General features: G+C 67.6%; 29 protein-coding genes. 9 read left to right on the top strand and 20 right to left on the bottom strand.

Going from position 1 to position 24952, the window contains the following annotated elements; genetic code table 11:
• Window position 1 precedes the first annotated feature (1 nt).
• A complete protein-coding gene (locus tag EYR15_RS14105) occupies window positions 2–541 on the top strand; it encodes a hypothetical protein (RefSeq protein ID WP_131004200.1) in 540 nt (179 codons plus the stop codon).
• Between the two features lie 3 nt (window positions 542–544).
• Here EYR15_RS14105 and EYR15_RS14100 read toward each other — a convergent pair whose 3' ends face one another.
• Both EYR15_RS14100 and EYR15_RS14095 read right to left on the bottom strand, forming a co-directional pair.
• Window positions 545–1684: a DUF2336 domain-containing protein gene (locus EYR15_RS14100; protein WP_131004199.1), complete on the bottom strand. Its 1140-nt coding sequence runs from the start codon at window positions 1682–1684 to the stop codon at window positions 545–547.
• Complete coding sequence (locus EYR15_RS14095; protein WP_205741655.1) at window positions 1681–2754, bottom strand: lytic transglycosylase domain-containing protein; 1074 nt, start codon at window positions 2752–2754, stop codon at window positions 1681–1683. Before EYR15_RS14095 ends, EYR15_RS14100 begins: the two co-directional genes overlap by 4 nt.
• Window positions 2755–2888: 134 nt before the next feature.
• Between EYR15_RS14095 and EYR15_RS14090 the strand changes: the two genes are divergently transcribed.
• Complete coding sequence (locus EYR15_RS14090; RefSeq protein ID WP_165455508.1) at window positions 2889–3440, top strand: aldolase/citrate lyase family protein; 552 nt, start codon at window positions 2889–2891, stop codon at window positions 3438–3440.
• Between the two features lie 3 nt (window positions 3441–3443).
• Here the strand turns inward: EYR15_RS14090 and EYR15_RS14085 are convergent, their stop codons facing one another.
• Complete coding sequence (locus EYR15_RS14085) at window positions 3444–4043, bottom strand: flavin reductase family protein (protein WP_131004197.1); 600 nt, start codon at window positions 4041–4043, stop codon at window positions 3444–3446.
• Window position 4044: 1 nt separating this feature from the next.
• Complete coding sequence (locus tag EYR15_RS14080; protein WP_131004196.1) at window positions 4045–4614, bottom strand: nitroreductase family protein; 570 nt, start codon at window positions 4612–4614, stop codon at window positions 4045–4047.
• A 259-nt stretch (window positions 4615–4873) separates the two neighbouring features.
• Between EYR15_RS14080 and EYR15_RS14075 the strand changes: the two genes are divergently transcribed.
• On the top strand, window positions 4874–5971 hold the full coding sequence (locus tag EYR15_RS14075) for a hypothetical protein (RefSeq protein ID WP_245498329.1): 1098 nt from the start codon (window positions 4874–4876) through the stop codon (window positions 5969–5971).
• A gap of 6 nt (window positions 5972–5977) precedes the next feature.
• Here the strand turns inward: EYR15_RS14075 and hisI are convergent, their stop codons facing one another.
• Together hisI and folE are read right to left on the bottom strand one after the other, a co-directional pair.
• On the bottom strand, window positions 5978–6430 hold the full coding sequence (gene hisI, locus EYR15_RS14070; protein ID WP_131004194.1) for a phosphoribosyl-AMP cyclohydrolase: 453 nt from the start codon (window positions 6428–6430) through the stop codon (window positions 5978–5980).
• A gap of 53 nt (window positions 6431–6483) precedes the next feature.
• Window positions 6484–7134: a GTP cyclohydrolase I FolE gene (gene folE / locus EYR15_RS14065; protein WP_131004193.1), complete on the bottom strand. Its 651-nt coding sequence runs from the start codon at window positions 7132–7134 to the stop codon at window positions 6484–6486.
• Window positions 7135–7340: 206 nt separating this feature from the next.
• Between folE and EYR15_RS14060 the strand changes: the two genes are divergently transcribed.
• A complete protein-coding gene (locus EYR15_RS14060) occupies window positions 7341–7778 on the top strand; it encodes an iron-sulfur cluster assembly scaffold protein (protein WP_131004192.1) in 438 nt (145 codons plus the stop codon).
• 9 nt (window positions 7779–7787) lie between these two features.
• On the opposite strand, the gene EYR15_RS14055 is transcribed toward EYR15_RS14060, so the two are convergent.
• On the bottom strand, window positions 7788–8501 hold the full coding sequence (locus EYR15_RS14055) for an acid phosphatase (protein ID WP_131004191.1): 714 nt from the start codon (window positions 8499–8501) through the stop codon (window positions 7788–7790).
• 47 nt (window positions 8502–8548) lie between these two features.
• Between EYR15_RS14055 and yidD the strand changes: the two genes are divergently transcribed.
• Both yidD and thrS read left to right on the top strand, forming a co-directional pair.
• Window positions 8549–8899 (top strand): membrane protein insertion efficiency factor YidD, encoded by a 351-nt coding sequence (yidD, locus tag EYR15_RS14050; RefSeq protein WP_131004190.1) that lies wholly within the window; start codon window positions 8549–8551, stop codon window positions 8897–8899.
• 57 nt (window positions 8900–8956) lie between these two features.
• Window positions 8957–10969 (top strand): threonine--tRNA ligase, encoded by a 2013-nt coding sequence (gene thrS / locus EYR15_RS14045; RefSeq protein ID WP_131004189.1) that lies wholly within the window; start codon window positions 8957–8959, stop codon window positions 10967–10969.
• Between the two features lie 53 nt (window positions 10970–11022).
• Here the strand turns inward: thrS and EYR15_RS14040 are convergent, their stop codons facing one another.
• The 3 genes from EYR15_RS14040 to EYR15_RS14030 all read right to left on the bottom strand — a co-directional run bounded on the left by EYR15_RS14040 (window position 11023) and on the right by EYR15_RS14030 (window position 12620).
• Window positions 11023–11274 (bottom strand): hypothetical protein, encoded by a 252-nt coding sequence (locus EYR15_RS14040; RefSeq protein ID WP_131004188.1) that lies wholly within the window; start codon window positions 11272–11274, stop codon window positions 11023–11025.
• 18 nt (window positions 11275–11292) lie between these two features.
• Window positions 11293–11724: a CBS domain-containing protein gene (locus tag EYR15_RS14035; protein WP_131004187.1), complete on the bottom strand. Its 432-nt coding sequence runs from the start codon at window positions 11722–11724 to the stop codon at window positions 11293–11295.
• 86 nt (window positions 11725–11810) lie between these two features.
• Complete coding sequence (locus EYR15_RS14030; RefSeq protein WP_131004186.1) at window positions 11811–12620, bottom strand: rhomboid family intramembrane serine protease; 810 nt, start codon at window positions 12618–12620, stop codon at window positions 11811–11813.
• A gap of 217 nt (window positions 12621–12837) precedes the next feature.
• Between EYR15_RS14030 and EYR15_RS14025 the strand changes: the two genes are divergently transcribed.
• From EYR15_RS14025 to EYR15_RS14015, 3 genes are all read left to right on the top strand, one after another.
• Window positions 12838–13443: a PAS domain-containing protein gene (locus EYR15_RS14025; RefSeq protein WP_131004185.1), complete on the top strand. Its 606-nt coding sequence runs from the start codon at window positions 12838–12840 to the stop codon at window positions 13441–13443.
• Between the two features lie 94 nt (window positions 13444–13537).
• Window positions 13538–14137, top strand: a complete 600-nt coding sequence (locus tag EYR15_RS14020; RefSeq protein WP_131004184.1) for a PilZ domain-containing protein — start codon at window positions 13538–13540, stop codon at window positions 14135–14137.
• 361 nt (window positions 14138–14498) lie between these two features.
• Window positions 14499–15134 carry a transglutaminase-like cysteine peptidase gene (locus tag EYR15_RS14015; protein WP_131004183.1) on the top strand — a complete coding sequence of 212 codons (636 nt, stop codon included), beginning with the start codon at window positions 14499–14501 and terminating at the stop codon, window positions 15132–15134.
• 134 nt (window positions 15135–15268) lie between these two features.
• Here the strand turns inward: EYR15_RS14015 and EYR15_RS14010 are convergent, their stop codons facing one another.
• The 10 genes from EYR15_RS14010 to ccmI form a co-directional block, all read right to left on the bottom strand.
• Entirely contained in the window at window positions 15269–15799 is a 531-nt protein-coding gene (locus EYR15_RS14010; protein ID WP_131004182.1) for a gamma carbonic anhydrase family protein, read from the bottom strand.
• A gap of 24 nt (window positions 15800–15823) precedes the next feature.
• The gene (locus tag EYR15_RS14005; RefSeq protein ID WP_131004181.1) at window positions 15824–16123 is read right to left on the bottom strand and encodes a DUF6949 family protein; all 300 of its coding nucleotides are present in this window, start codon (window positions 16121–16123) and stop codon (window positions 15824–15826) included.
• A gap of 86 nt (window positions 16124–16209) precedes the next feature.
• On the bottom strand, window positions 16210–16419 hold the full coding sequence (locus tag EYR15_RS14000; protein ID WP_131004180.1) for a DUF3126 family protein: 210 nt from the start codon (window positions 16417–16419) through the stop codon (window positions 16210–16212).
• Window positions 16420–16547: 128 nt separating this feature from the next.
• Window positions 16548–17993, bottom strand: a complete 1446-nt coding sequence (locus tag EYR15_RS13995; RefSeq protein WP_131004179.1) for a sensor histidine kinase — start codon at window positions 17991–17993, stop codon at window positions 16548–16550.
• Window positions 17977–18669, bottom strand: coding sequence for a response regulator transcription factor (locus EYR15_RS13990; protein WP_280987321.1), 693 nt, complete (start codon window positions 18667–18669; stop codon window positions 17977–17979). The genes EYR15_RS13995 and EYR15_RS13990 overlap by 17 nt, the downstream gene beginning before the upstream one ends.
• Window positions 18670–18883: 214 nt before the next feature.
• The gene (locus EYR15_RS13985) at window positions 18884–20452 is read right to left on the bottom strand and encodes a Do family serine endopeptidase (RefSeq protein ID WP_131004178.1); all 1569 of its coding nucleotides are present in this window, start codon (window positions 20450–20452) and stop codon (window positions 18884–18886) included.
• A 153-nt stretch (window positions 20453–20605) separates the two neighbouring features.
• Window positions 20606–21160, bottom strand: coding sequence for a cytochrome c-type biogenesis protein (locus EYR15_RS13980; RefSeq protein ID WP_131004177.1), 555 nt, complete (start codon window positions 21158–21160; stop codon window positions 20606–20608).
• 55 nt (window positions 21161–21215) lie between these two features.
• Window positions 21216–23207 (bottom strand): heme lyase CcmF/NrfE family subunit, encoded by a 1992-nt coding sequence (locus EYR15_RS13975; protein ID WP_131004176.1) that lies wholly within the window; start codon window positions 23205–23207, stop codon window positions 21216–21218.
• Window positions 23204–23707, bottom strand: coding sequence for a cytochrome c maturation protein CcmE (gene ccmE / locus EYR15_RS13970; RefSeq protein ID WP_131004175.1), 504 nt, complete (start codon window positions 23705–23707; stop codon window positions 23204–23206). Before ccmE ends, EYR15_RS13975 begins: the two co-directional genes overlap by 4 nt.
• Before the next feature lie 11 nt (window positions 23708–23718).
• The gene (gene ccmI / locus EYR15_RS13965) at window positions 23719–24840 is read right to left on the bottom strand and encodes a c-type cytochrome biogenesis protein CcmI (protein ID WP_131004174.1); all 1122 of its coding nucleotides are present in this window, start codon (window positions 24838–24840) and stop codon (window positions 23719–23721) included.
• Window positions 24841–24952: the final 112 nt, after the last annotated feature.

Genomic DNA, 24952 nt, shown 5'->3' with positions numbered 1-24952 from the left:
AATGTCTGGACCTAAAGAGCCCCTGACGCGTGAAAGCCTGGAGCCTGTTCCCATCCAGGTCTTTGACGATCATATGGTGCTGCGTCCGCCGAACAGGCTGAAGGAGCGCTCCGCTAAGCGCGCGCGCACGGATGACGGCGGCGACCGCACAGTGATCTCGCGCGCGGAAAATGCGCTCAAGCTCCTTTCGCAGGAGTTCGACGCGTGGATGACCAAAGAGCTCGACCGGCTGGAGGAGGCGCGCCGCACGCTCGCCTCCGCGCCGTCTGACGCCGCCGCGGACCGCTTCTACCGTTCGGCGCATGATCTGCGTGGCCAGGCGGCGACCTTCGGGTTCCCGATCGCCGGCCTGATCGCCGACGGCCTCTGCATCGTTCTCGAGCGTAAGTCGGAGATCTCCGATCCGACGCCACTGATCGACTTCCACGTCGAGTCGATCCGCGCCGTGGTCCGACAGAACGTGCGGGAGCCTGACGACAGCATCGGCCTCGCGCTCGTGGACCGGCTCGCGGTCATGCGCGAGCGAGCTCTGCCGGCCTGACTCTCAGGCCGCTCGGGAGAAGGGCGGGGCCGGGATCGCTCGCCGCGCCTCCTCGCGCGCGGCCTCCGCGGAAAACCTGCGCAGCAGCGCGAACAGCGGCTGCGCCTCGAGGTCGGTTCCCTCGCAGGCGGTCAGCGCCCGCTCCACCATCCGCCGCGACAGCTCGGAGCGCCCGCTCTCGTCGTCGACGAAGCCGATCTCGCGCGCCGCGGAAAGCGCGGCGCGGAACACAGGCAGGGCGCTCGCGGGGAACCCGGCGTCGCGGTAGAGCGCTTCGAAGCCGCGTCCCTCGAAGGCGCGGACGAAGCCGGCGACGCGCTTCGGATCCTGGCCGGACAGCGCGGAGAGCGATGCCTCGAACAGGCTCTGGCGGCCCGACAGCAAGGCGCGCAGAGCAAGGCTCGGCGAGAACTCGCCGCGATTGGCGAGGTGCAGGACGAAGTCGCGCGCATCTCTCGCTTCGGCCGCGATGACGATCGCGCCGCGGTCGCACGCATCCTCGGCGGCGCGGCACGCCCGATCGGCGCCAAGCCAGCCGCGCTCTGCGACGAAGCTCGACAGCGACAGCGCGAACGCGCGCATCACGGTCTGCCGCAGTTCTGGGGTTAGGTCGTCGCGCGCCAGAAGCGCGTTCCGCACGCCCGCGTCGCCGCCATGGCGCTCGGCGATGCGCTGCACCGTGAACAGCGTAAGGGTCGCGCCGCCATTGCGCATCAGCGCCTCGCAGGCTGAGGCGGAGCCGATTTCGCCGAGCGCGGCGGCGACCGGCGCCGATACGCGCGCCCGGCTGGCGATCGCGCATTGCGCATTTGCGCCGCCGAGCGCCGCAAGGTCGACGAGTTCGAAATCGGCGAGCACCGGCGAGCGAGTGAGCACCGGCAGCGCGATCTCGGCGACGTCCTGCGCAAGCGCCAGGATGATCGGGTGGGGAGCATTGGCCGACGACGCGAAGGTCCGGGCGATGACGAGCCGAACCTCGAACGCAGGATCGTCGAGGCAGCGCAGCAGCGCTTCCCCGAGATCGCGCCGCACCGGCTGCTCGAGCCCGCCATGGAGATAGGAGCGCGCCAGCGCGCCTGCAGCCTCCGCCCGCAGATGCGCGGGGGCGCTCGCCGCCCATTCGAGGTAGCGTTCGACGATCATCGGCGGGCGGTCCGGGTTGTCGTGAAATCGGGCGAGGAGGAGACGTCAGGCAGGCGAAGCTCCGCCTTGCGGAAGGTAGCGGCCTCGATCGGCGATGCGTCTGCGTTCGTGACCGTCGTGGCCCTGTCGGCGCGCCGGGTGGTGGCCGCAACGCTGGCATGCGCGGTCTGCGCCTGGGCGACGGCGCTCCTCGGCCGCGTGAATTCGGCCGTCGTCGCAGCCGCGACCGTCGGCGACGTCGCGGCGGAGGCGACGCCGTTCGGAGCGTCCTGGCCGAAAGCGGACCAGGTCTCGGAGACGTAGTTCGCGACCGGCGACCTTCGTCCCGTCTTGAACAGCGAGTGGAAGGGCTCGGAATCGTTTTCGACGCCGTTGTTGAAGCGGACGGCGTCCGCCTCCTCCTGCACCGCCTGAAGGGCAAGCGTGGTCGTCGCCGCGGTGGCCGAGTTGACGGCGGCGGCGGCCTCATGGGCCGAGGTGATCTTGCTATAGACCTCTGAGGCGCTGAGCGCCCTGCCCCGGTCGTAGAAGATCGCGCGGTTGGCGGCGGCCTGCGCCGGGAAGGCGCGCGCGGCGCTCGCCTCCGGCGCGGCGTAAGCCAGCGAGACCAGCTCGACCGCGCCCTTCGCGCCGAGGAAATGCGCGGCGTAGAGCTCTCCGCTCGTCGCCTCGCGTCCGAGCGCGGACTGCAGCTTCTCAGCGTTGTTCTTGGTGAAGGCGCCGGCGAGCATCGCGGAGGCCGTCGGGTCGTCGCGGAGCGCCAGCAGTTCGGCGCGGCGCTTCGGATCGGCGACGACATACTTGCCGGAGGACGTGCGCGTCACGTCGGCCGCCTCGTCGGCGAAGCCGAGCGACGGACCGTCCTCCTTGAGCACCTGAAGCCAGGTCTGGTCTACGAACTGGAACAGGCCGCGGGCCGAGGAGGTCGGAGCCTTGGCCGTCGCGTTGAGGGAGGATTCGCGCTTGGCCGTCTGGAGCAGATAGTCGAAGCTGGCGCCAGTCGCCTCCGCCGCGCTTTTGAGCGCCGCGGTGACACGGCTTCCAGCGTCCGCCGGGGTGATCAACTGCATGCCAAGACGCTCTTCGCCGTGGCCGACTTCTGGGCGACCTCACCGAATTTTGGCGTGCTTATGGTAAACGGCGCGTTAATGCTTTGGGCGACAGGATGATCCCGGCCTTTCTTGGCGCGACGCCGATCATCTCCATGAACGAGCCCGTAGCCGACTGCGCGGGCGCTCCGCTTCTCTACGTCGACCGAGCGGTGGAGCTCGGCCGGGCCACGGCAACTCCGCTCGCCGGACTCATCATCGGCGGATGCGTCGGCGCGGCCGATGTTCAGCGCTTCGGGGCCTCGCTCGCCGTGATCGAAGCCCGCACGGGACTGGAGGACGGGGCGCTTCGCATCGTTGCGGAGATCGCCTCAGGGGTTGGCCTTCTCGCGGTCTCGTCGCTCGCCGGCTGTTCGCCCCGCCTCGACGCCATAGGCTGGAACGGAGAGGCCTTCGCGCGAGACATCGGCGCGCGGCTCGCACGAACCGCCGACGGCGCGTGGATCGCCCCCTGCGCGACCGCCCGCAGCCTTACGCTTGCGGCGGCCGCCGCGGCGGGCGTTCCCGCGATCGACGCGCTGTTCTCCAGCGCCGACGCGGCGGCGCTTCGGCGCGAAGCGGAAGAGGCGCGCCGCGACGGCTTCACGGCCAAGTTCTCGGATGGCTCCGAGCAGGCGCGCGTGCTGAGAGACGTCTTCGGCGGGTGAGGCCTACTGGCCGGGCCGGTTCATCTCGAAGGTCTCGAACACGGCGGCGTAGTTGCGATAGCCGCAGCGCGCGAGCGCGCCGGCGCTCCCGGTGTCGAACAGTCCGTCGACCAGGAATTCCTCGTCGATGTGGACGCCGACGACCTGCCCGGTCACGACGAAGCGGTCGAGCCTCATGCCGTCGAGTCCGATAAGCTCGGTGACGTTCAGCACCTTGCATTCAAGCGTCGCCGGGGCCGCCGCTACGCGGGGCGCGCCAACGATCCTGCACGGCGCCATCTCCAGCCCGGCCGCCTCGAACTCGCTCTCGCCGCGCGGCAAAGGGGCCGCGCTCGCGTTCATCGCGTCCTTGAGGGCGACGCTTGCGAAGTTGCAGACGAACTCGCCCGTGAGCGCCGCGAAGGAGACGGAGTCCTTCCGGCCTTCAGACGAGAACATCACGCAAGGCGGATCGGCGCAGACGCCGTTGAAGAAGCTGTAGGGAGCGAGATTGACGCGGCCTTGCCCGTCATGAGTCGAGATCCAGCCGATGGGCCGCGGGGCGACGATGGCCTTGAAGGGATCATGAGGCAGGCCATGGCCGCGCGCGGGCTCGTAGAACATCTTATGCGCTCCAGCGCGTGACGATGTCCTCAAGCGCCGGGCGCGGGCGATCGGGCCAGCGCTCGGTCGGCGTTCCTATGTGGATGAAGCCGGCCAGCCGCTCGCCCTGCTCGAGGCCGAGAACCTCCAGCGCGCGCTTCTCGTAAGCCGCCCAGCCCGTAATCCACTGCGCGCCATAACCGAGCGCGTTTGCGGCGATGGACAGGTTCATGCAGACCGCGCCCGCCGAGAGCACCTGCTCCCATTCCGGAATTTTTACGTGGGGAGCCGCGCGGCTGACGACCGCGACGACCAGCGCGGACTGAGAGAACGCGGTCGCCTGTTGCTCGATCTTCGCGGCCGGCATGTCCGGGCCGACGGCCTTCATCACCTCGGCGAGGCGCTGCCCCAGCGTCGCTCGCGCCTCGCCTTCGATCACGATGAAACGCCAGGGAGCCAGCTTGCCGTGGTCGGGCACTCGGGCGGCCACCGTCAGCATGCGGTCGAGCTCCTCCCGGCTCGGGGCCGGCTCCGCGAGCGCATTGGCGGGGACCGAGCGGCGCGCGGCGAGAAGGTCTAGAGCGTCGGGCATGAAGGCTGCTCCGTTCGGGCCAAGGATTGCGGCCTGTTTTAGCCTGCCCCCGCTCAACGCGCGAGGCGGCGTCGAGACTTCGGGCCCGCAGCGATTTGCCCGGGGATGTCGCTCAATGACGCGCTTGCCAGCGCGCCGCGGGGGTGGCATCGCTCGAAGCATGGGTCGCCCGAACCATACTGCCCGCGGTCTCGCCGCGGCGCTCGTCGCTGTGCTCGCCCTCCTCCCGGGGCACGCGTCCGCGCAGGCGGGCCCGGGCGTGGGCGCCATCGGAGGCGGAGGCCGCTCGGGCCCCGGCGCCCGGCCGGAACGCGGCCCAGTCGGCGGCATGATCTCGGGCCGCATGACCATCATCGGCCCTTCGCCAACGGTCAGCGGCGGCGCCGCAGGCCTGCCCTTTGGCGGCCGCCAGCCCGACGCGATGTTCGCGCCAGATCGGATGGATCGGTTCAATCCCGCGCTCGACGGCATCAAGCTGCCGAAATTCGATCACGCCGCGCCGATCCAGTCCGTCGCCCCGGCCGAGGCCCCAGTCGCTCCCACACCTGCGGCGCCGCCGGTCGAGGCTGCCCTCCCTTCGGCCGCGCTTCCTTTGCCGCTTCCCAAGGAGCCGCTGCAGCTTTCCGCCGTCTTTGGCGAGAAGGACGCCGCCAAGGTGCCGGGCGGCGTGCAGTGGCGCATCTTCACCGACCAGCCGGATTCGAACGGCGAGCATCTGCTGGTCGCGGAATCCGTCGAGGCGGCGCCGAAATTCGAACTCGACCCCGGCAACTACATCGTCCACGCAGTCTACGGCCTCGTGAGCACGGCGAAGTTCGTCACCATCGCGCCTTCGCGTCCGAGCACGCAGCGCCTCGTGCTCGACGCCGGCGGCCTGCGCCTCAACGCCTTCGTCGGCGACCGGAGGATGCCGGCCGACGAGATCTCGTTCACGCTGTCGCGCGACATCGGCGGCGTGGCGGAGAAGGTGGCGGAGAAAGTAAAGCCCGGCGAGCTGCTGCGCGTGCCGGCGGGCGCCTATCATGTCATCTCGAGCCTAGGCGACGCCAACGCCAACATCGAGGTCGACCTGCAGGTGACCGCGGGGAAGCTCACCGACGCGCAGGTGCACCACAAGGCTGCGGGCGTGACGCTGAAGCTCGTGAACGCGCCGGGCAGCGAGGAGCTTGCAGACACGTCCTGGACGATCCTGACGCCAGGCGGCGACGTCATCCGGGATTCGATCGGCGCGTTGCCGAAGACCATGCTGGCGGAAGGCGACTACACCGCCATCGCCCGCCATGACGGCCGGACGTTCCAGCGGAATTTCGCGATCAAGACAGGGGTCGACGCGACCGTCGAGGTCATGACGCAGTAGCGCCGGCTAGCCACCGTATGTCTTTGCTGGATCGAACAGCCTGACGTCGTCCACGACTGCGAGCGTCTCGCCCAGCGCGCCCTCACCCGTTTTCACGGCGCGGTAGAAGCAGGATTTGCGGCCGGTGTGACAGGCGGCGCCGGTTCCCGCGACGTCGACGCTCAGCCACAGCGCGTCCTGGTCGCAATCGACGCGCATCTCGACGATCGCCATCTCGTGGCCGCTGGTCTCTCCCTTGCGCCAGATCTTGCCACGAGAGCGCGACCAGAAGTGCGCGAAGCCCGTCTTGATCGTCGCCTTCAGCGCGTCGGCGTTCATGTAGGCGAACATCAGCACGCCGCCCGCTTTGGCGTCGGTGACGATGGCGGCGATCAGGCCGTCGCGGTCGAATTTTGGCGTGAAGGCGAGCCCCTCTTCCAGCGCCTCATGGGCGCCGGGCTCAGGAAACGAGAAGCTCATGGAAGGACCCTCGGAAGATCGGCCGCGAGCGGCCGGTCCGCCGCGGAAGGGATTTAGCGCGACACGCTGCGGACGAGCGAGATGAAGCGGGCCTGTTCGGCCGGGTCGTCCTGGAATAGGCCGGTGAACTGCGTCGTGACCGTCGAGACGCCCTGCTTCTGGATGCCGCGCATCGACATGCACATGTGCTCGCCTTCGATCATCACGGCGACCCCACGCGGGTTGAGGTTCTCGTCGATGGCGGCGACGACCTGCGCCGTCAGCGTCTCCTGGGTCTGCAGGCGCTTGGCGTAGGTATCGATCACGCGAGCGATCTTCGACAGGCCGACCACGCCGTTCGACGGGAAGTAGGCGACATGCGCCTTGCCGAAGAATGGCACCATATGGTGCTCGCAGTGCGAGAAATACGGGATGTCGCGCAGCACGACCATGTCGTCGTAACCCTGCACATCCTCGAACACGCGCTCAAGGTCCTTCGCCGCGTTCTGGGAATAGCCCGAGAACAGCTCCGCATAGGCTTTCACCACGCGTTTCGGCGTGTCGAGAAGGCCTTCGCGCTGCGGGTTGTCGCCGGCCCACGCGATGAGCGTGCGCACGGCGGCCTCCGCCTCTTCGCGGGTCGGACGGCGCGCGGCCGCAGCCGCGGCCGGCTTCGGCGCGGGGATGGGCACGCGGGCGTAAGGGTGCTGAACGACAGCGTCCATGGACTTCCTCTTCGCGAAGCCGACGGGGCTCCAAACGCGCGACGGCGAAGCTCTCGATCCGGCCCCAAACTGAAGCGACGACCGGCTTCAAAGTTCGGCCGGGGAAGATGGCGAGCGACGACGTCGACGCTTATATAATGGACGACGGCCTTCTAACAATCGATGCGATGACATCAAGCGTCGGATCGGGCCTTACGGATAACGCGATGATCGATGACATCTACAACAGACGGATCCTCGAGCTCGCCGCCGACATTCCGCGGCTCGGCCGGCTTGCCCAGCCGGACGCCAGCGCGACCGCCCATTCCAAGCTCTGCGGCTCGACCGTGACAATCGATCTGGCGGTCGAGGACGGCGTCGTCACCGACTTCGCCCATGAAGTGCGCGCCTGCGCGCTTGGCCAGGCGTCGTCCTCGATCATGGGCCGCACTGTCGTCGGCCGCACCGCCGCCGAACTTCGGGAGATCAGGGACGCGATGCGCAGGATGCTGAAGGAGAACGGGCCGGCGCCGGAGGGCGTCTGGTCGGAGCTCGCGGCGCTCGAGCCGGTGCGCGACTACAAAGCCCGCCACGCCTCGACCCTGCTGACCTTTGACGCCGTCGTCGACGCGCTCGATCAGATCGAGGCGAAGCGGGCGGCGTAAGGCTTGGCCTTACTGCGTGGCGTTCAGCTTGAGGACCGTGCGCAGTTCGGCCTTGGCGGCTTCGAGATCGGTATTGAAGGCAGGGTTCTCCAGCTCCTTCTGCGCGATCAGAGATCCGGCGATCGTACCCGCGGCGATGTCGGTCGGATAATGGACGCCTGCGACGATGCGGTCGTCGGCATACTCGTCGGCGCGGGCGAATATCTCGATCCGCTTTTCCGGGACCATCGCCGCGAGCACGATTGCGTTCAGCCGCGCCCAGGTTGTGTGCCCGCTCGGATAGGCGGCGTTCTTCGGCAACGGCAGCAGCGCCTGAAGCGACAGCGCGGCGGCCGCAGGGCGCGGCCGGTTGTAATAGGCTTTGATCGCTTCCGTCGGCTTGCCGGAATCCCGCTTCACCTTATCGAAGAAGGCGGTGGTCACGGGCAGCTTTTCGGGCGTGAAGTCCGGCCCCATCACCACGCCCGCAAGGCGGAAGATGGTCATCTCGTTGTCGGCCTTCGCCCGATCGGATGTCTCCGGCGTGCGCGCCTTCTCGTAAGCGAACACAGCCGCGATATCCGCCTTGTCCTCCGACGAGCCCGCGATTGGAGGCGGCGGCAGCAACGCGACGAGATCGACGTCTCCGCTCCTGACATAGGCGCCGTCCGGCTTCGGATCGGCGCTCACGGGTCCCGCGAGAAGGATCCCGACGAGCGAAAAGGCGACGAGGAAAGCGCGCATGGCTTCAGGTCCGGATAATGAGCGGCCGGCATGTTAGGACCTTTCCCATGACACCCCGATGGCGCGATCTTGCGAGAACCGCCCTGCGCGCCCCGGCGGCGACGGCGCTCCGCATTCCGATCTTCGCCTATCGCTATTCGCTCTCGATGTTCATGGGCCGGCGCTGCCGCTATCTGCCGACCTGTTCGGAATATGCCGACGAGGCGATCGCGCGGCACGGCGCCTGGGCGGGAGGCTGGATGGCGGCCGGCCGCATCTGCCGGTGCCATCCCTGGAGCGGATCGGGCTACGACCCGCCGCCCTCGGAATTGCCATCGCGGGCATCGTGGTCTAGGCCGTGGCGCTACGCGAAACGGGCCAATTCGCCCGTCTGCGAGGTCGCCGAACCGGCCGACTGATCATCACCTGAAGCGCTTACCTGCATTCGTAGGCAGAGATTGAGCGGAGAGACCACGATGCCCGTTCTGACTTTTCCCGATGGCGCCCAGAAGGATTACCCGTTCGGGACGACCGGCGCCGAAATCGCCGGCGCGATCGCGAAGTCGCTGCTGAAGCGCACCGTCGCCATGGCGCTCGATGGCGTGGTCGTCGACCTCGCGGACCAGATCCAGGCCGACGCCCGCATTGAATTCCTCGATCGAAACGATCCCCGCGCGCTCGAGCTGATCCGGCATGATTGCGCGCATGTGCTGGCGGAGGCCGTGCAGACGCTGTGGCCGCAGACGCAGGTCACCATTGGGCCGGTGATCGAGAACGGCTTCTATTACGACTTCGCGCGCGAGGAGCCCTTCTCGACGGACGACCTTTCCGCGATCGAGGCCGAGATGCGCCGCATCATCGCCCGCGACAAGCCGTTCACGAAGGACGTGTGGTCGCGCGATCGCGCGAAGGACTTCTTCAAATCGAAGGGCGAGTTGTTCAAGGTCGAGCTGGTCGACGCGATCCCTGAAGACCAGACGCTTAAGATGTACGCGCAGGGCGACTGGATCGACCTCTGCCGCGGCCCGCACATGACCTCGACCGGCAAGGTCGGCGACGCCTTCAAGCTGATGAAGGTGGCGGGCGCCTATTGGCGCGGCGACAGCAACAACCCGATGCTCCAGCGCATCTACGGCACGGCCTTTCCCGACCGCGCCGGCCTCGACGCCTACCTCCACATGCTGGAAGAGGCCGAGAAGCGCGACCATCGCAGGCTGGGGCGCGAGATGGACCTCTTCCACTTCCAGGAGGAAGGCCCCGGCGCCGTGTTCTGGCACCCCAAGGGCTGGACGCTGTTCCAGACGCTGATCGCCTACAGCAGGCGCAAGGTGAACAAGGTCGGCTTCGTCGAGGTCAACACGCCCCAGATCCTCGATCATTCGCTGTGGCAGACCTCCGGCCACTGGGAATGGTACCGCGAGAATATGTTCGTCACCGAGACCGAGGACGAGCGCGTCTTCGCGATCAAGCCGATGAACTGCCCCGGCCATGTGCAGATCTTTAAGCACGGTCTGCGCAGCTATCGCGAACTGCCGATCCGCATGGGTGAATTTGGTATCGTCCACCGCTACGAGCCGTCAGGCGCGCTGCACGGCATGATGCGCGTGCGCGCCTTCACGCAGGACGACGCGCACATCTTCTGCACCGACGAGCAGTTCATGGCGGAGACGCTCGCGCTGAACGAGCTGATCCTCGGCATGTACGCCGATTTCGGCTTCGACCGGATCGTGCTCAAGCTCTCCACGCGCCCCGAAAAGCGCGTCGGTTCGGACGCGCTGTGGGACCGCGCCGAGCAGGTGATGGGAGACGCCCTGAAGGAGATCGCGTCCCGTTACGGGAACCGCGTGACGACCGCAGTGAACCCCGGCGAAGGCGCGTTCTACGGCCCGAAGTTCGAATACGTCCTGCGCGACGCCATCGGCCGCGACTGGCAGTGCGGGACGATCCAGGTGGACTTCAACCTGCCCGAGCGGTTCGGCGCATTCTTCATCGGCGCGGACGGCGAGAAGCATCACCCCGTCATGATCCACCGCGCGATCTTCGGCTCGCTCGAGCGCTTCACCGGCATCCTGATCGAGCATTATGCCGGCCACTTCCCGCTCTGGCTCGCGCCGGTTCAGGCGGTGGTGACGACGATCACCTCCGAGGCCGACGATTACGCGATGGAGGTCGCGGCGGAGTTGCGCGCGGCGGGCCTGCGGGTTGAGCTCGATCTCCGCAACGAGAAGATCAACTACAAGGTCCGCGAGCACTCGCTGGCGAAGGTCCCGGCGCTGGTCGTCGTCGGCAAGAAGGAGGCCGAGACCCGCGCTGTCTCTGTGCGCCGCCTCGGCAGCCAGGGGCAGACGGGAATGTCGCTCGCCGAATGTATCGCATCGCTCACCGATGAGGCGACGCCGCCGGACGTCCGGCAGGCAGCCGGCGAAACCGCGACGACGCCGGCGCAGGGCCGCCTGCCCGAGACGGCCGGAGAGCTGCTGGATCTCTAAGGCATTCTCCATCCTCCTCACGCTTTCACGTGGGGACGGTGGCCGCGGCGCTTTCAGAAGAGCCAGCTGACAAAGACGCCGCCGGCGATCAGCACGGCCCAGATGACGAGGGCGACCAAGAGAATCAAATCTCCTCCGATCAAGATCGTCCCGTCAGCACGGCGACCGACACCCATGCAGTTGATCGTTCCTTCCTTGTCAGTTGGGCGTTCGACATCGACTGCGCCGAACGTGACGGTCGGAACAATCAGCCGCGCTGTCCAGTATCCCGGCCACGCCAGAACAAACTGGAGCAGATCGTCCACTGCCCTTGTCGCGGACGCTCACGCCGTCGCGATATAGTCCCGCATCGCCGAGGCTTCCGCCTCGATCTGGTCCATGCGGTACTTCACGACGTCGCCGATCGAGATCATCCCGGCGAGACGATCCCCGTCCATGATCGGGACGTGACGGAACTTGCCGCGGGTCATGCGGTCCATGATCTCGTCCACAGTGTCCTCGAAGCCTGCGGTCACGACCTCCCGCGTCATGAAAGCGGAGGCCGGCTCGTCGAGCGCGCCGCAGCCATGGGAGGCCAGCGCGCGCACGACATCCCGCTCGGTGAGGATCCCCGCGACGCCGCCGGCGCTGTCGTCGACCACCACGGCGCCGATGCTCTTCTCGGCGAGCGTGCGCACCACGTCCGAGACGAGCGTCTCGGGCGTCACGGTGACGACGCTGCTGCCCTTGCTGGAAAGAATCGCTTTGACGCGCATCTCCTGTCCTCCCTGTCCGCCGGCCCGATGAGGCCGCGACGTTTCCTGGTCAGGGTGCGGGACGGTGTCGGCGTGTCGCTCTTGTTCTACGGCCGGCCCGCGGCCCCGGTTTCGCCATCATGCGGGGGTTCGCCGCCGGGTGGCAAGACGTCGAAAGTCTCTTGCGACGAAGGGCGGACAGGCCGCTTCACGGGATCAAGCAGGGCGAACAGCACGAGGCCTGCCACGAAACCGCCGATATGCGCCTCCCACGCGACCGTCGCGTCGCCGATGCCGATCGCCATCTGCCCGAGGCCGAACAGAGCGTTCACGCCGAACCAGACGAGGAAGAACGCGAGCGCCTGAGGCCTGCGCAGCGTCGTCGTCAGCGGTTCGGCTGGCGCTAGGAAGGCTTGGCGCCCGCGCGCCCGGAACACGCCGAGCGGCCCTCCGGTCTCGAAGATGAACCGGGCGGCGCCCGCCATGTGGCCCGAGATCGCGGCCGATGCGCCGACGACCGGGATCGCCGTCCCCCAATGGATCGCGAGATGGGTCGCGGCCCCTGCCGCGGCCGTCAACACCGAGAACACCACGAAGCGCCACGCGCCGAACCGCCAGGCGAGCGCGCTGCCAAAGGCGAGCAGCGAAATGCCGTTCACGATGAGATGGGTGAAGTTGCCATGCAGGAAGGCGTAGGTGACGAAGGTCCAGACCTTGGCGCCGGCCCCGCCCAGAAGCTCGTCGGCGTAAGGAAAGTTCGGGTCGTACCGTCCCGGGATGAAGGCGAAGCGCAGCAGCAGCGCGAGGTCCTGGTCCTCAGTGAGGAACAGCCGCGCGACATGCACGACGACCAGCGCCGCGAGCGTCCAGAGGACGATCTGCGGGGCGTTGAAGGCCGGCTCTCTTTCAGGCTGCACGGGCTGTCGCCGTTCCTTGGGTCTTCAGGTCGGGGCTTCGCAACGGCCAGGTCGACGGAGCTCCAGTGCTCGCGGAAACTTCCGGCGATTGCAAGGCGGGGGCGAGCGCCACGTGGCACGCGTCATGCTGAACAAGATGTGAATCATCTCCGGAGGCGTAGGCGCGTGCCAGATCGGCACAAGCGACGCCCTCGGCAACCAGCCAAAGCGAGCCCTCATGAAATCCGCCGCGACAAAGGAGCTCTTCGGTTATTGGAACCGGCTGAGGGGGGCCCGCGCGGCGCCTGAGCGCGCCGACGTGGACCCTGCCGAGATCCGCTCGATCCTCGGCGACACCTTCATCCTCGCCGCCGACGTCGCCGAGGGCTTTCCCTTCCGGCTCGCCGGCTCCGGCGTCTGCTCCGTTGCGGGACGCGAGTTGAAGAACGAGCCGTTCCTCGATCTCTGGCGTGGACCGGACCGCGCAACGCTGCTCGGGTCGCTCGCGACCGTCTCCGACGACGCCGCCGTCGCAGTGGTCGGCGCTCAGGGCGTGACCGAACTGGGACGCCGCATCGACCTGGAGATCGCCCTGCTGCCGCTCCGCCATCGCGGACAGACCCACTCGCGCATCCTCGGCTCGATGACGCCGGTCGAGACGCCCTATTGGCTTGGCGTGTGCGAAATCACGCGCTTCGAGCTGACGTCGCTGAGGATGATCTGGCCGAGCGGACGCCGCCGCCCGCTGATGGATCCGAACGAGGCCGCCATTCCCGAGATCGGCGTCATCGCCGGGATCGGTCGAAAGATCGGACGCTTCATGGTGTTCGACGGAGGGCGGTGAACGGGAACTTATACGAGCCATTAACCGAGACGGCCTAGGGTCCGCTAAGCGTCCCTCCACGGATGCGCCTGGCCGGTCACGGAAAGCGTTCCTGATGTTCTCGCTCAAGATGCCGCTTTCGGACGAGCGTCGCCGCCACCAGCGGGTGAAGGTGGCGCTTCTCGGCCGTTACATGCTGTCGTCGCACCGCGAGTATCCCTGCCAGTCACTCGACATGTCGCCTGGCGGACTGTCGCTGATCGCGCCGGTCCCCGCAGCGGACGGCGAACGCGTCGTGGTCTATCTCGACCATATCGGCCGCGTCGAAGGCAACATGGTCCGTTCCATCCCGAACGGGTTCGCGATGACGGTCGGGGCGACCATCCGCAAGCGCGACAAGCTGGCGGCCCAGCTGACCTGGCTCGCCAACCGCGGCGTGCTCGGCCTCCCCGAGGACCGCCGGCACGAGCGCGTCGCGCCGAAGAACGCGCGCTCGGTGCTAGTCACCGAGGACGGCGTCGAGCACGAGTGCCGCATCCTCGACGTCTCGCTTTCCGGCGCCGCCCTCAACATCGCGCTCGATCTGCCGATCGGCACGCCCGTCACGCTTGGGCGCAGCCAGGCCCGCGTGGTGCGTCACTTCGAGAAGGGCCTCGCGATCGAGTTCAGCCGGCCGCAGAATCTCGACGCGCTGAACGAACAGTTCGGCGGCTGATCCTCCAGCCTGCTTCGTCCGATTAAAAGCGCCGCCCTCCGGGGCGGCGTTTTTCGTTTCCGGCCCCGAGACGCCGCAGAAACCTCCGCCGTCTGAACGGCCATTCAGCGATATGGTTGACGCTTCGTAAAACGACCCCCCGGAAACCGGGGGCGCGTTAACGTTTAGCCCACCAAGTCCGCCCCTCATTTTCTTGAGCAGACTTCGCTTGGTAAACGGAATGCATCCGCATTCGTCACCAAGACCTTGCCTATTCATTGCCGAAATACAAACATCGTACCTAAAACAGCGCGCATCTACTTATCGGGGCTTCAAAAGGAATATGAGACTTTGCATCCCGGGACAGGACGGGGACTGCAACATGCTCGAAGTGATCAAGAACAAAGCTCTTTACATCTTGGTGGGACTTGTCACCGCGGGATTCACCATCTGCACCGAGGCGAAATCTCAGACGCTTCATGTCGCGATGGCGACCTCGATGCAGGTCGAGGGCTCGAGCAAGGCCCCGATGGGCTGGGTCGAGTTCTGCGAGGAGAACGCGGCGGACTGCGACGCGAAGCCCGAAAAGCCGGTGAAAGTGCGCCTCACCGCGGCCAAGCTCGCTCAGCTCGACGCGATCAACCGCGGCGTCAACGCCGCGATCCAGCCGGTCACCGACCAAGATCTCTATGGCGTCGAAGAGAAGTGGACCTACCCGACCGACAAGGGCGACTGCGAGGACTACGTGCTGCTGAAGCGCCGTATGTTGATGGAAGCCGGCTGGCCGCGTCAGGCGCTGCTCATCACCGTGGTGCGCGACCTCAAGGGCGACGGCCACGCCATCCTCAGCGTCGTCACTGACCGCGGCGACTATGCCCTCGACAACCAGGTCGATGACGTCAAGCCCTGGTTCGAGACTGGCTACACCTTCATCAAGCGCCAGAGCCAGAACGACCAGAACCGCTGGGTCCTGCTTGGCGACGGGGTCGGTCCGGTGGGCGTCGCCGCAGCGCCGTAAAGCGCCACAAAGTTTCACGAACGCCGCGGCCGATCACGTCCCCACCCCGCCCCAGATCGACCGCAGCCAGAGGCCGGCTTCTCGCCCAGAAGCCGGCCTCGCCTTTTCTGAGCCCATTCCGACGAGGGCGACGATCAATCGATCCGCTTCATCTCTTCGCGGAAGCGGCGACCGTTCGCGACGTAGCGGGCCGCGCCGCCGAGCTGGCGGACCTCGAACTCCGGTCCCAGCGTCTTCACGGCGCGCGCGGGCGAGCCGATGATCATCGAGAAGTCCGGGAACTCCTTGCCCTCGGTCACCAGCGCGCCGGCGCCGACGAGGCAGTGGTTGCCGATCTTTGCGCCGTTGAGGATCGTCGCGCCCATCCCGATCAGCGTGCCGTCGCCGATCGTGCAGCCATGGACGATGGCGCCATGGCCGATGGAGCTGTCCTCGCCCATGACAAGCGGGAAACCGGGGTCGGTGTGCAGCACGCAGCCGTCCTGGACGTTCGAACGCGCGCCGATCGTGATGGACTCGTTGTCGCCGCGCAGGACGGAGCCGAACCAGACGCTCGCGTCCTCGCGCAGCACGACGTCGCCGACCACGACGGCGCTGTCCGCCACGTAATAGCGGCCGTTCGCGGGAAGCGTCGGGCTGACCGCCCCTAGCGAATAGATCCCCATCTCAATCCCCTAAGACGCTGTTGGCTACCCGACGACTGCGTTCAGCGCCGCCGATCCGATGACGAGGCTCCAGAGGCCGAAGACCACGGTGCCGACGCACACGGCCCATGCCGGGCGCTTCACGCCCGACAGCAGCAGGTTGCGGGCGATGATATAGGACCCGCCGATCGTGACCACCGGGACCGCGGCGACCGCGGTCACATCAGGTTCCCGGAGCAGCCGGAAGCTCGCCCGGCGTTCGGTCAGCGCCTCGAAGGCCGAGGCGGCCGCGCCCGAAATGGCGAAGCCGAGCGCGATCGTCAGAAATCCGGTGAGGATGTGCATGGGACCGCGGCTCCGTCGCGCAGCGGCAGGCCGCGCTTAACGAAATCTTTACCGCAAGAAGCGGGCCGTCCCATTATGGCGCAGGATCACTCGAGGTCGGTTTCGAGGATCGCCATCTGGAAATTGTAGGAGAGATCGCCGTCCTCGTCGTCGCGGAACACCACGCCGATGAACTCCTCGCCGAGATAGACCTCGGCGGAGTCGTCCTTACGCGGCCGGGCGACGACGCGGAACGTCTGATTCTGAAACAGCTTGCGCAGATAGCTCTGCACGCGCTCGAGCTCGCGTTTGTCCAACGTCCGTCTCCTGCGTGGGTGGCCGAGAGGATCAAGGGAAGCGCTTATCGGCGGCCCGTCCGATCCGTTCTCGAGACTGGTGGACCGACGGAGTGCCATGCGGGGCGGGCCGAAGCAAGCCGCGGGCGCTACTCGGCGGCGAGCGGCTCAGCCGGCGGAAGCCGCTTCGTCTCGGCGGGCGCGAGCACCGCCTGCGCGGCTCTCGGCAAGGTGACGACGGCGCGCAATCCCGGCGCGTTGTCCTCAAGCGCGAGCGACCCGCCATAGAGGCGGGAGACGGCCGCGGCGAGCGCCAAGCCTAGACCCGAGCCCGGCTGGGACCGTGACGTGTCGAGCCGAACGAAGCGCTCCATGGCGCGATGGCGATCTTCGGGGGGGATGCCGGGGCCGCGGTCGGCGACGATCAGGCGCGCTTCCCCGCCATCGGCGGTGGCGGCGACATGGACCTCGCCTCCGCCGTCAGGCGCGCCATAGTTCAGCGCGTTCTCGACAAGGTTCGCCGCGAGCTGACCGATCAGTTCGCGATTGCCCAGCACCGGAACCGCTTGCGGCGCATGCGCCGTCAGCCGGGCGCCACGCTCGTCGGCCAGCGGCTCGTAGAGCTCGGCGACGCCGCGGGCGATCTCCGCGAGGTCCACCTCCGCGAGCTGCCCTCGGGCGCCGCCGGACTCGGCGCGCGCGATCAGCAGCAGCGCGTTGAAGATGCGGATCATGCCGTCGGACTCGGCGATGACCTGCTCCATGGCGGTCTGCCAGTCCTCCTCGCTCCGCGCGTCGCGCAAGGCGGCTTCCGCCCGGTTCCTGAGCCGCGTCAGCGGGGTTTTCAGATCATGAGCGATGTTGTCGGAGACCTCCTTGAGGCCCGCCATCAATTCGTTGATGCGGTCGAGCATCGCGTTGGTCGCCTGCGCCAGCCGGTCGAACTCGTCGTCGGAGCCCGTGACCACGAGACGTCCCGAGAGATCGCCCGCCATGATGGTGCGGCTGGTCTCGGTCATGGCGTCGAGGCGCTTCAGCACTCGGCGCGCGACGAAAACGCCGCCTGCGAGCCCGAGCACGATGACGAGCGCGAGCGACCATTGCACGGCGTTCGCGATCACGCCCGAAAGCCGCTCGCGCTCCTCGGTGTCGCGGCCGACCATCAGGCGGTAGCCGCCCGGCAACAGAAAGACGCGCACGACAGCCGGGTAAGGCGCGGTCGCGGTCTCACCGGTGCGCTGATACGGAATCTCGCGCTCGCCGGCTTCCGCCAGCGACGCGGCGGGCGCGGCGACGACGTTGCCGGCCAGCACCTCACCGGAATAAGTCGTCAGCAGATAGAGGGTGCCGCTCGGAGATCTGTTGGAGCGCTCGTCGACCACCGCGACGAGCTTGCGGATGCCGCCTTGGCGGTACTGCTCGGCGAGGCCGGTGATCTCGGCGTTGACAGTCGCGTTGAGCTGGCCCGCGAGCAGGGCGTTCGCATGCCACGCGACGTAGCCGAGCACGACCATCGAAAGTGCGGCGAACACCGTGAGATAGGCGAGCGCCAGCTTGAACGCGGTTGTTCGGAGGAGCTTACCGAGCGCCGTCACGGATCATGTATCCCGCGCCGCGCACGGTGTGCAGCAGCGGCTTGTCGAAGCCCTTGTCGATCTTCGAGCGCAGGCGGGAGACATGGACGTCGATCACGTTGGTCTGGGGGTCGAAATGATAGTCCCAGACGTTCTCGAGCAACATGGTGCGCGTCACGACCTGTCCGGCGTTGCGCATGAGGTATTCGAGGAGCCGGAATTCGCGCGGCTGCAGCGGAATGTCCTGCCCGCCGCGGGTCACCGTGTGAGATAGCCGGTCGAGCTCGAGTTCGCCAATCCGGTAGACCGTCTCCGTCGCCGCGGGCCCGCCACGCCGCGACAGCGCCTCGACGCGCGCGAGCAGTTCGGCGAAGGCGTAAGGCTTGGTGAGATAGTCGTCGCCGCCGGCGCGCAGGCCCTGCACGCGGTCATCGACTTGGCCCAGCGCCGACAGGATCAACACAGGGGTCTTCGCGCCCTCAGCCCGCAGGCGGCCGATCAGCGAGAGCCCATCGAGCTTTGGCAGCATGCGGTCGACAACCAGCACGTCATAGGTCTGGCCGGTCGCCAGTTCGTAGGCGTCGACGCCGTCCGCCGCGTGGTCGGCGACGTGGCCGGCCTCGGCGAACGCCTTGACGACATAAGCCGCGGCTTCGCGGTCGTCCTCGACGATCAGGAGCTTCATCGCCGAGGTCATGACGCGGCTCTCGTCGGGCTGCAAGGAGATCGTGGGCGGATGGCCGCCGAACCATGAACGCGGTCCTTACGAGGGCGAGGGGAAGTACCTCGCGAGGGCCGGTCCAGAAGCGCAGAGCGGCGGACGGATCGGGGGAAACCGTCCGCCGCTCGCATGACGGGTCCTGAGCGTCGCGGGGGGTCGACGCGTGATCAGGACCCGGACGGCGAAGGGCTCAGCCCTTGCCGATCTCAATCGGAACGAAGCGGGTGGCGTCGTTCCGTTTGACGAGGAGCAGGACGGACTTCTTGCCCGCTTTCTGCGCCTCGTCGAGAGAGGCCGTCACGTCGGAGACGCTCGACACCGTCTTGCCTCCCACGCGCATAATGACGTCGCCCTGCTCGAGCTTGCCGGCCGCGGCGCCATCTTCTTCGACTTCCGTCACGACGAGGCCCTGATCGCCCGCGCCCGCCATCTTCGAGGCCGGAGTGACCGCGATGCCGAGCTTGACCTTGGAGGAGCCCGACTCGTCCTGGTCTCCCTGATCGAGCGACGCCTGCTTTGCTTCTTCCGGCAGCGTGCCGAGCTTCAGCGACTTCGTCTCTTCCTTGCCGTCCCGCCAGATCGTCAGCGTGACCGCCTTGCCCGGATCCATCGAGGCGATCTTGCGCGAGAGCGCGCGGGCGTTCTCGATCTCCTCGCCGTCGACCTTGAGGATCGCGTCTCCGGACTTCAGGCCGGCCTGCTCGCCCGGCGTGCCCTTCTGGGCTTCCGCCACCAGCGCGCCCTGAGCCTTCGGCAGGCCGAGGCTCTCGGCGATGTCGTCGGTGACGGGCTGGATCTGCACGCCGATATAGCCACGCGCGATCGAGTTGCCGGACTTCAACTTGTCGACGATCGTCTTCGCGACTTCAGACGGGATCGAGAAAGCGATGCCGACATTGCCGCCCGAGGGCGAGTAGATCGCGGTGTTCACTCCGACGACTTCGCCTTTCAGGTTGAAGGTCGGGCCGCCGGAATTGCCGCGGTTCACCGCCGCGTCGATCTGAAGGAAGTCGTCATAGGGGCCGGAATTGATGTCGCGACCACGGGCCGAGACGATGCCGGCCGTGACCGAGCCGCCGAGGCCGAAGGGATTGCCGACCGCGATGACCCAGTCGCCCACGCGCGGCCCGGCGTCGTCGCCGAACTTCACGAAGGGGAAGTCCTTACGGTCGCTGACGACCTTGAGGAGCGCAAGATCAGTCCGCGCGTCGGTGCCGACGACCTTCGCCTTGTAGGTCGTGTTGTCGTCGGGGGCGAGTTCGACTTCCTTGGCGCCCTGCACGACGTGATTGTTGGTCACGACGTAGCCGTCGGCGGAGATGAAGAAGCCGGAGCCCTGCGCCATGCCGAGATGCGGCTTCGGCTTCTGCGCGCCCGGGCCGCCCTGGCCCTTCTGGCCGAAGAAACGCTTCAGGAACGGCTTAAGCTCGTCCGGGATCTGGTCCATGTTCGGACCCTGACCGCCGCCCGGGCCGGTCGCGTCGGACTCATCGTCGGTCGCGATGTTCTTCACGCGGACGCTGACGACGGCGGGTTTCACCCGGTCGACGACATCGGCGAAACTCGGCAGCGCCGGGCCCGCCTGAGGCTGGATCGCCGAAGGCGCTTCTGCGAAGGCCGGGCTCACCGAAGACACGACCGCCTGGCCGCCAAGCGCGCCGGCGACCCCAAGCGCGATCGCGGAGGCGATGACTGTCTTGCGACCCCGGCCGAGGAAGCCGTCTCGTCTATCGGACGGCTGATTGCGAACGATCGTCATTGCGATTGTGTCTCCGATCGGAAATTTGCGTTCGCCGGATATGGGCGTTCGAAGCGAAGATTCACGCATTTCGCCTTACGCGCTGCTGTCGAACGCATGAAATCTTCGTAAGACGCTCGCCGCCTTGTGAGAAACGGAAGGCTTGCGCGGAGATCAGGAAGGCCGGCTGGCTTCCGCCTCGCGCGCCAGCAGCGCCTCGAGCCGGGCTTGCTCGTCATCCGTCAGGCCATCGAGCGACCGTCCCGCACGACGCGCGCGAAACGCCCAGACGGCATAGCCCAAAAGACCCGCGACGAGCAGAAACGGCGCGAAGCCCCAAAGCAGCAGCGTTTCGAGGCGAAAACGAGGCCTGAGAAGAACGAAGTCGCCATAGCGCGCGACGAGGAAGTCCAGCACGGCTTCGTCGCTGTCGCCGGCTTTCACCCGTTCGCGGACCAGCAGACGGAGATCCTTGGCGAGAGGAGCGTCGGAATCGTCGATCGACTGGTTCTGGCAGACCATGCAGCGCAGCTCGGCGCCGAGATCGCGCGCACGGGCTTCGAGCGCGGGATCGGCCAGTTGCTCGCCGGGGTTCACGGCGAAGGCGGGCGTGCTCGCGAAGGCCAGAAGACAGACGAGGCCGAGACGCGCTGCATGCTTCGAGGCGGCCCTGCGGGCCTCCTCAGCATGAAGACCGCGAAGGACGGCGAAAGCAGGACTTTTCCTCATGCTGAGGAGCCCGCGTGAGCGGGCGTCTCGAAGCACGCAGACGCTGTCCACCTCGTCATTCCGCCGGCTGCAACTGCGGCGGCGCTGCGCGGACAGACGCCTTGCGCGGCGCGCCGACGCGCAGGCGTCGATCTGCGAGCGACAATCCGCCGCCGAGCGCCATGACGATCGCGCCAAGCCAGATCAGGACGACGAGCGGCTTGTAGGTCACCCGGAAGCCCGTCGCGCCGTCGGTGCGCTCCTCCGCCATCGAGGCATAGAGCTGCGACAGGCCGAAGGTGGCGATGGAGGATTCCGACAGGTCCATCTTGCGCGCGAGATAAAGCCTGCGCGCCGGCTCGACCGTCGTGACGCTCTCGCCATCCTTGCGCACGTCGATCATCGCGACCGTCGAGCGATAGTTCGGGCCGTCGCGCTTCTCGAGATCGCGGAAGGCCAACTCGTAGCCGGCGATCTTCATCGTCTCGCCGGGGCGGATCGCCGTCACCGTCTCGCTCGCCCATGCGGTCGCTCCGATGACGCCGAGCAGCGTCACGCCCATGCCGGCATGAGCGAGCGCGCCGCCCCAGGCGGAGGTCGGAAGGCCCCTCGCCCGCCGCAAGCTGTCGCCGAGCGGGATGCCGAACAGCTTCAGGCGGCCCTGGATCTCGGCGAAAGCGCCGACGATCGTGAACAGCGCAAGCCCGACGCCGACCGGCGCGAGCGTCGGACCGCCACGCACGAAGCCTGCGACCAGCGCGGTCGCAACGATCGCGACGCCAAGCGCCGTGATCATGCCCTGGGCGGCCCTCAGCGCGTCGCCGCGCTTCCACGCGAGCAGCGGAGCGAACGGCATCACCAGCATGACCGGCAGCATGATCGGCCCGAAGGTCATGTTGAAGAAGGGCGGCCCGACCGAGATCTTCTCGCCGGTCGCCGCTTCGAGCGCGAGCGGGTAGAGCGTGCCGATGAACACCGCCGCGCAGGCCGCGGTCAAAAAGATGTTGTTCAGCACCAACGCGCCTTCGCGGCTCACCGGCGCGAACAGGCCACCCTGTTTCAACGCCGGCGCGCGGATGGCGTAAAGCGCGAGGCTGCCGCCGACGAACAGCGTGAGGATGATCAGGATCGCGACGCCGCGCGCCGGATCGACGGCGAAGGCGTGGACCGAGGTCAGCACGCCGGAGCGCACGAGGAAGGTGCCGAGCAGCGAAAGCGCAAAGGTCAGCAGCGCGAGCAGGATCGTCCAGACCTTGAGCGCCTCACGCTTCTCCATCACGACCGCGGAATGCAGCAGCGCGGTGCCGGAGAGCCACGGCATCAGCGACGCATTCTCGACGGGATCCCAGAACCAGAAGCCGCCCCAGCCGAGCTCGTAATAGGCCCAGTACGAGCCCATCGCGATGCCGAGCGTCAGGAAGCACCACGCCATCAGCGTCCATGGCCGCACCCAGCGCGCCCAGGCGGCGTCGACCTTGCCCTCTATCAGCGCGGCGACGGCGAAGGAGAACGCCATCGAGAAGCCGACATAGCCGAGGTAGAGCAGCGGCGGATGGATCGCGAGACCTGGATCCTGCAGCAGCGGGTTGAGGTCCTGCCCTTCGAGCGGCGCCGGCGAGACCCGGGCGAACGGGTTCGACGTGATCAGCACGAAAGCTAGGAAAGCGGTGGAGATCATCGCCTGGACGCTGAGCACGTCCGCCTTCAGGCGGTCCGGCAGATTACGGCCGAACACCGCCACCAGCGCCCCGAACAGCACGAGGATCAGCACCCAGAGGAGCAACGAGCCCTCGTGGTTCCCCCAGACGCCCGAGATCTTGTAGATCAGCGGCTTTGCCGAATGAGAGTTCTCGATGACGTTCAGAAGCGAGAAATCGGAGGTCACGTAGGCATGGGTCAGCGCGGCGAACGCGATCGCGACCAGCACGAACTGGCTGACCGCGAGCGGGCTCGCCAGCCCCATCAGGGCCGCGTCGCGGGCGCGGGCGCCCCACATCGGCAGCACGGATTGCAGAATGGCGAGAGCGAGCGCGAGGACGAGCGCGTAATGGCCTGTTTCCGCGATCATTTCGGCGCTGCTCCCGCACCTTCCGGCCGCCACTCGCCTTGCGCCTTCAGCCGGTCGGCGACGTCCTTCGGCATGTAATTTTCGTCGTGCTTGGCGAGCACGGAATCCGCCTTGAACACGCCGTCCTGGCCGACGGAGCCTTCCGCGACTACGCCTTGGCCCTCGCGGAACAGATCCGGCAGCATCCCGGTATAAGCCACTGCGAGATCATTCTTTCGGTCGGTCACGACGAAATGGGTGACAGTCCCTTCGTGGACCACCGAGCCCTGCTTCACCAGCCCGCCGAGTCTGAGCCGGGCGCCAGGCGCCTCGCCGCGCTCCGCAATCTCGGTCGGGGTGCGGAAGAACACCAGCGTGTCGCGGAAGGCGTTGAGGATCAGCGCCACGGCGGCGGCCAGCACCAGGCCGATCACGGCGAAGATCATCATGCGCCGGCGCTTGCGGGCGCTCGCCCTGCGCCGCGGCGAGGGAAAGGCTGGTGAGGAGGCGTCAAGCGTCATCGCGATACCCTTTACGCGCCGCGACCTTCAAGACCAAGTCCAAGGCCGAGCGCGTCGATCCGCGCCTTCGCACGCCCATCCTCGCCGAACTTCTCGCGCGCCCCGGAGAGCGCCGCCTTCGCGGCCGCTGCGTCTCCGAGCGCGGCGCGGGCGCTCGCCAGTCTCAGCCATTCGCCGAGATCGCCGCCGTTGGCCTTGAGCCGGTCGCCGAGACCGTCGACCATGGTGCGGATCATCGCCATGCGCTCCTCAGGCGTCTTCTGGCGATCCTCAGGCCTCACGGTCGGCATCGGCAACGGGGGAACGCTCGCGACCCGCTCAAGCTCGCGGCGGACCGCGTTCAGATACGGCGCGTCGGCCGGCGCGGTTTGGAGGATCGGACGCAGGCGCTCCAGCGCGCGCTTGGGGTCGCCGTCCTGTTGGGCGGCGCGGGCGAGGTAGATCGCGCCCTTGATCGCCGGCTTGTCAGAGTTGACCGACGCCTCGAACGCAGCGCGCGCATCAGCCGTCACAACGCCGTCAGCAGCCGCAAACAGCGCCTCGCCATAGTCGGCCATACGCTCTGGCGTATTTCCGGAGATGCGGATGATGTTGCGATATGCCTCGGCTGCGTCTGCCGCGCGTCCGGTTGCGAGGTAGACGGGAGCGATGACGGTCCACCCCTGGGCGTCATCCGGGTTCTTCGCCAGCGCGGCTTCGACCCGTTCGACGAGGTCCGCGACCTGCGGATTCTGCGGCTGCGAGTCGAGGCGACCGGCGAGCGGAAGATCGGGCATTTCGGGTCGGCCGAGCGCCGCGTAGGAGCCGAGAGCGATCAGCGGCGCGCCGACAAGCGCCGCGATCGCAGCGACCCGGCGACGCCGGTCAGCGCCGGCTGACGAGACGCCCTCGGCGTCGGCGGCTTCGGACGCCGCGAGCAGGCGCCGCGCCACTTCGGCGCGGGCGGCTTCGGCCTCGCGCTCGTCGATCAGCCCCCGGGCGCGGTCGCGCGAGATCTCGTCGAGTTGGTCTCGGTAGACGGCGACGTCCGCCGCAGCGGCCCGTTCGGCGCCATGGCGACGCGCCAGAGCGCCCAGCACGACGAACACCGCCGCGCCGGTCATGATGGCGACCGTCACCCATAGAGCCGTCATTGGACTCGCTTCCTTCCCGCCCCTGACATAGAGACGTTCCAGCCTGCCGAGAAGAGACACGCAGTCGCGCCGCGCAAGCTATGCATGTGTAGGGATTGCGACATGACGTTGC

The sequence above is a fragment of the Hansschlegelia quercus genome (genome assembly GCF_004310425.1).
Taxonomy (GTDB): Bacteria; Pseudomonadota; Alphaproteobacteria; order Rhizobiales; family Methylopilaceae; genus Methylopila; species Methylopila quercus.
The sequence above is the reverse complement of the archived record's forward strand: the minus strand, read 5'-3'. Positions and strand labels throughout refer to the sequence as shown.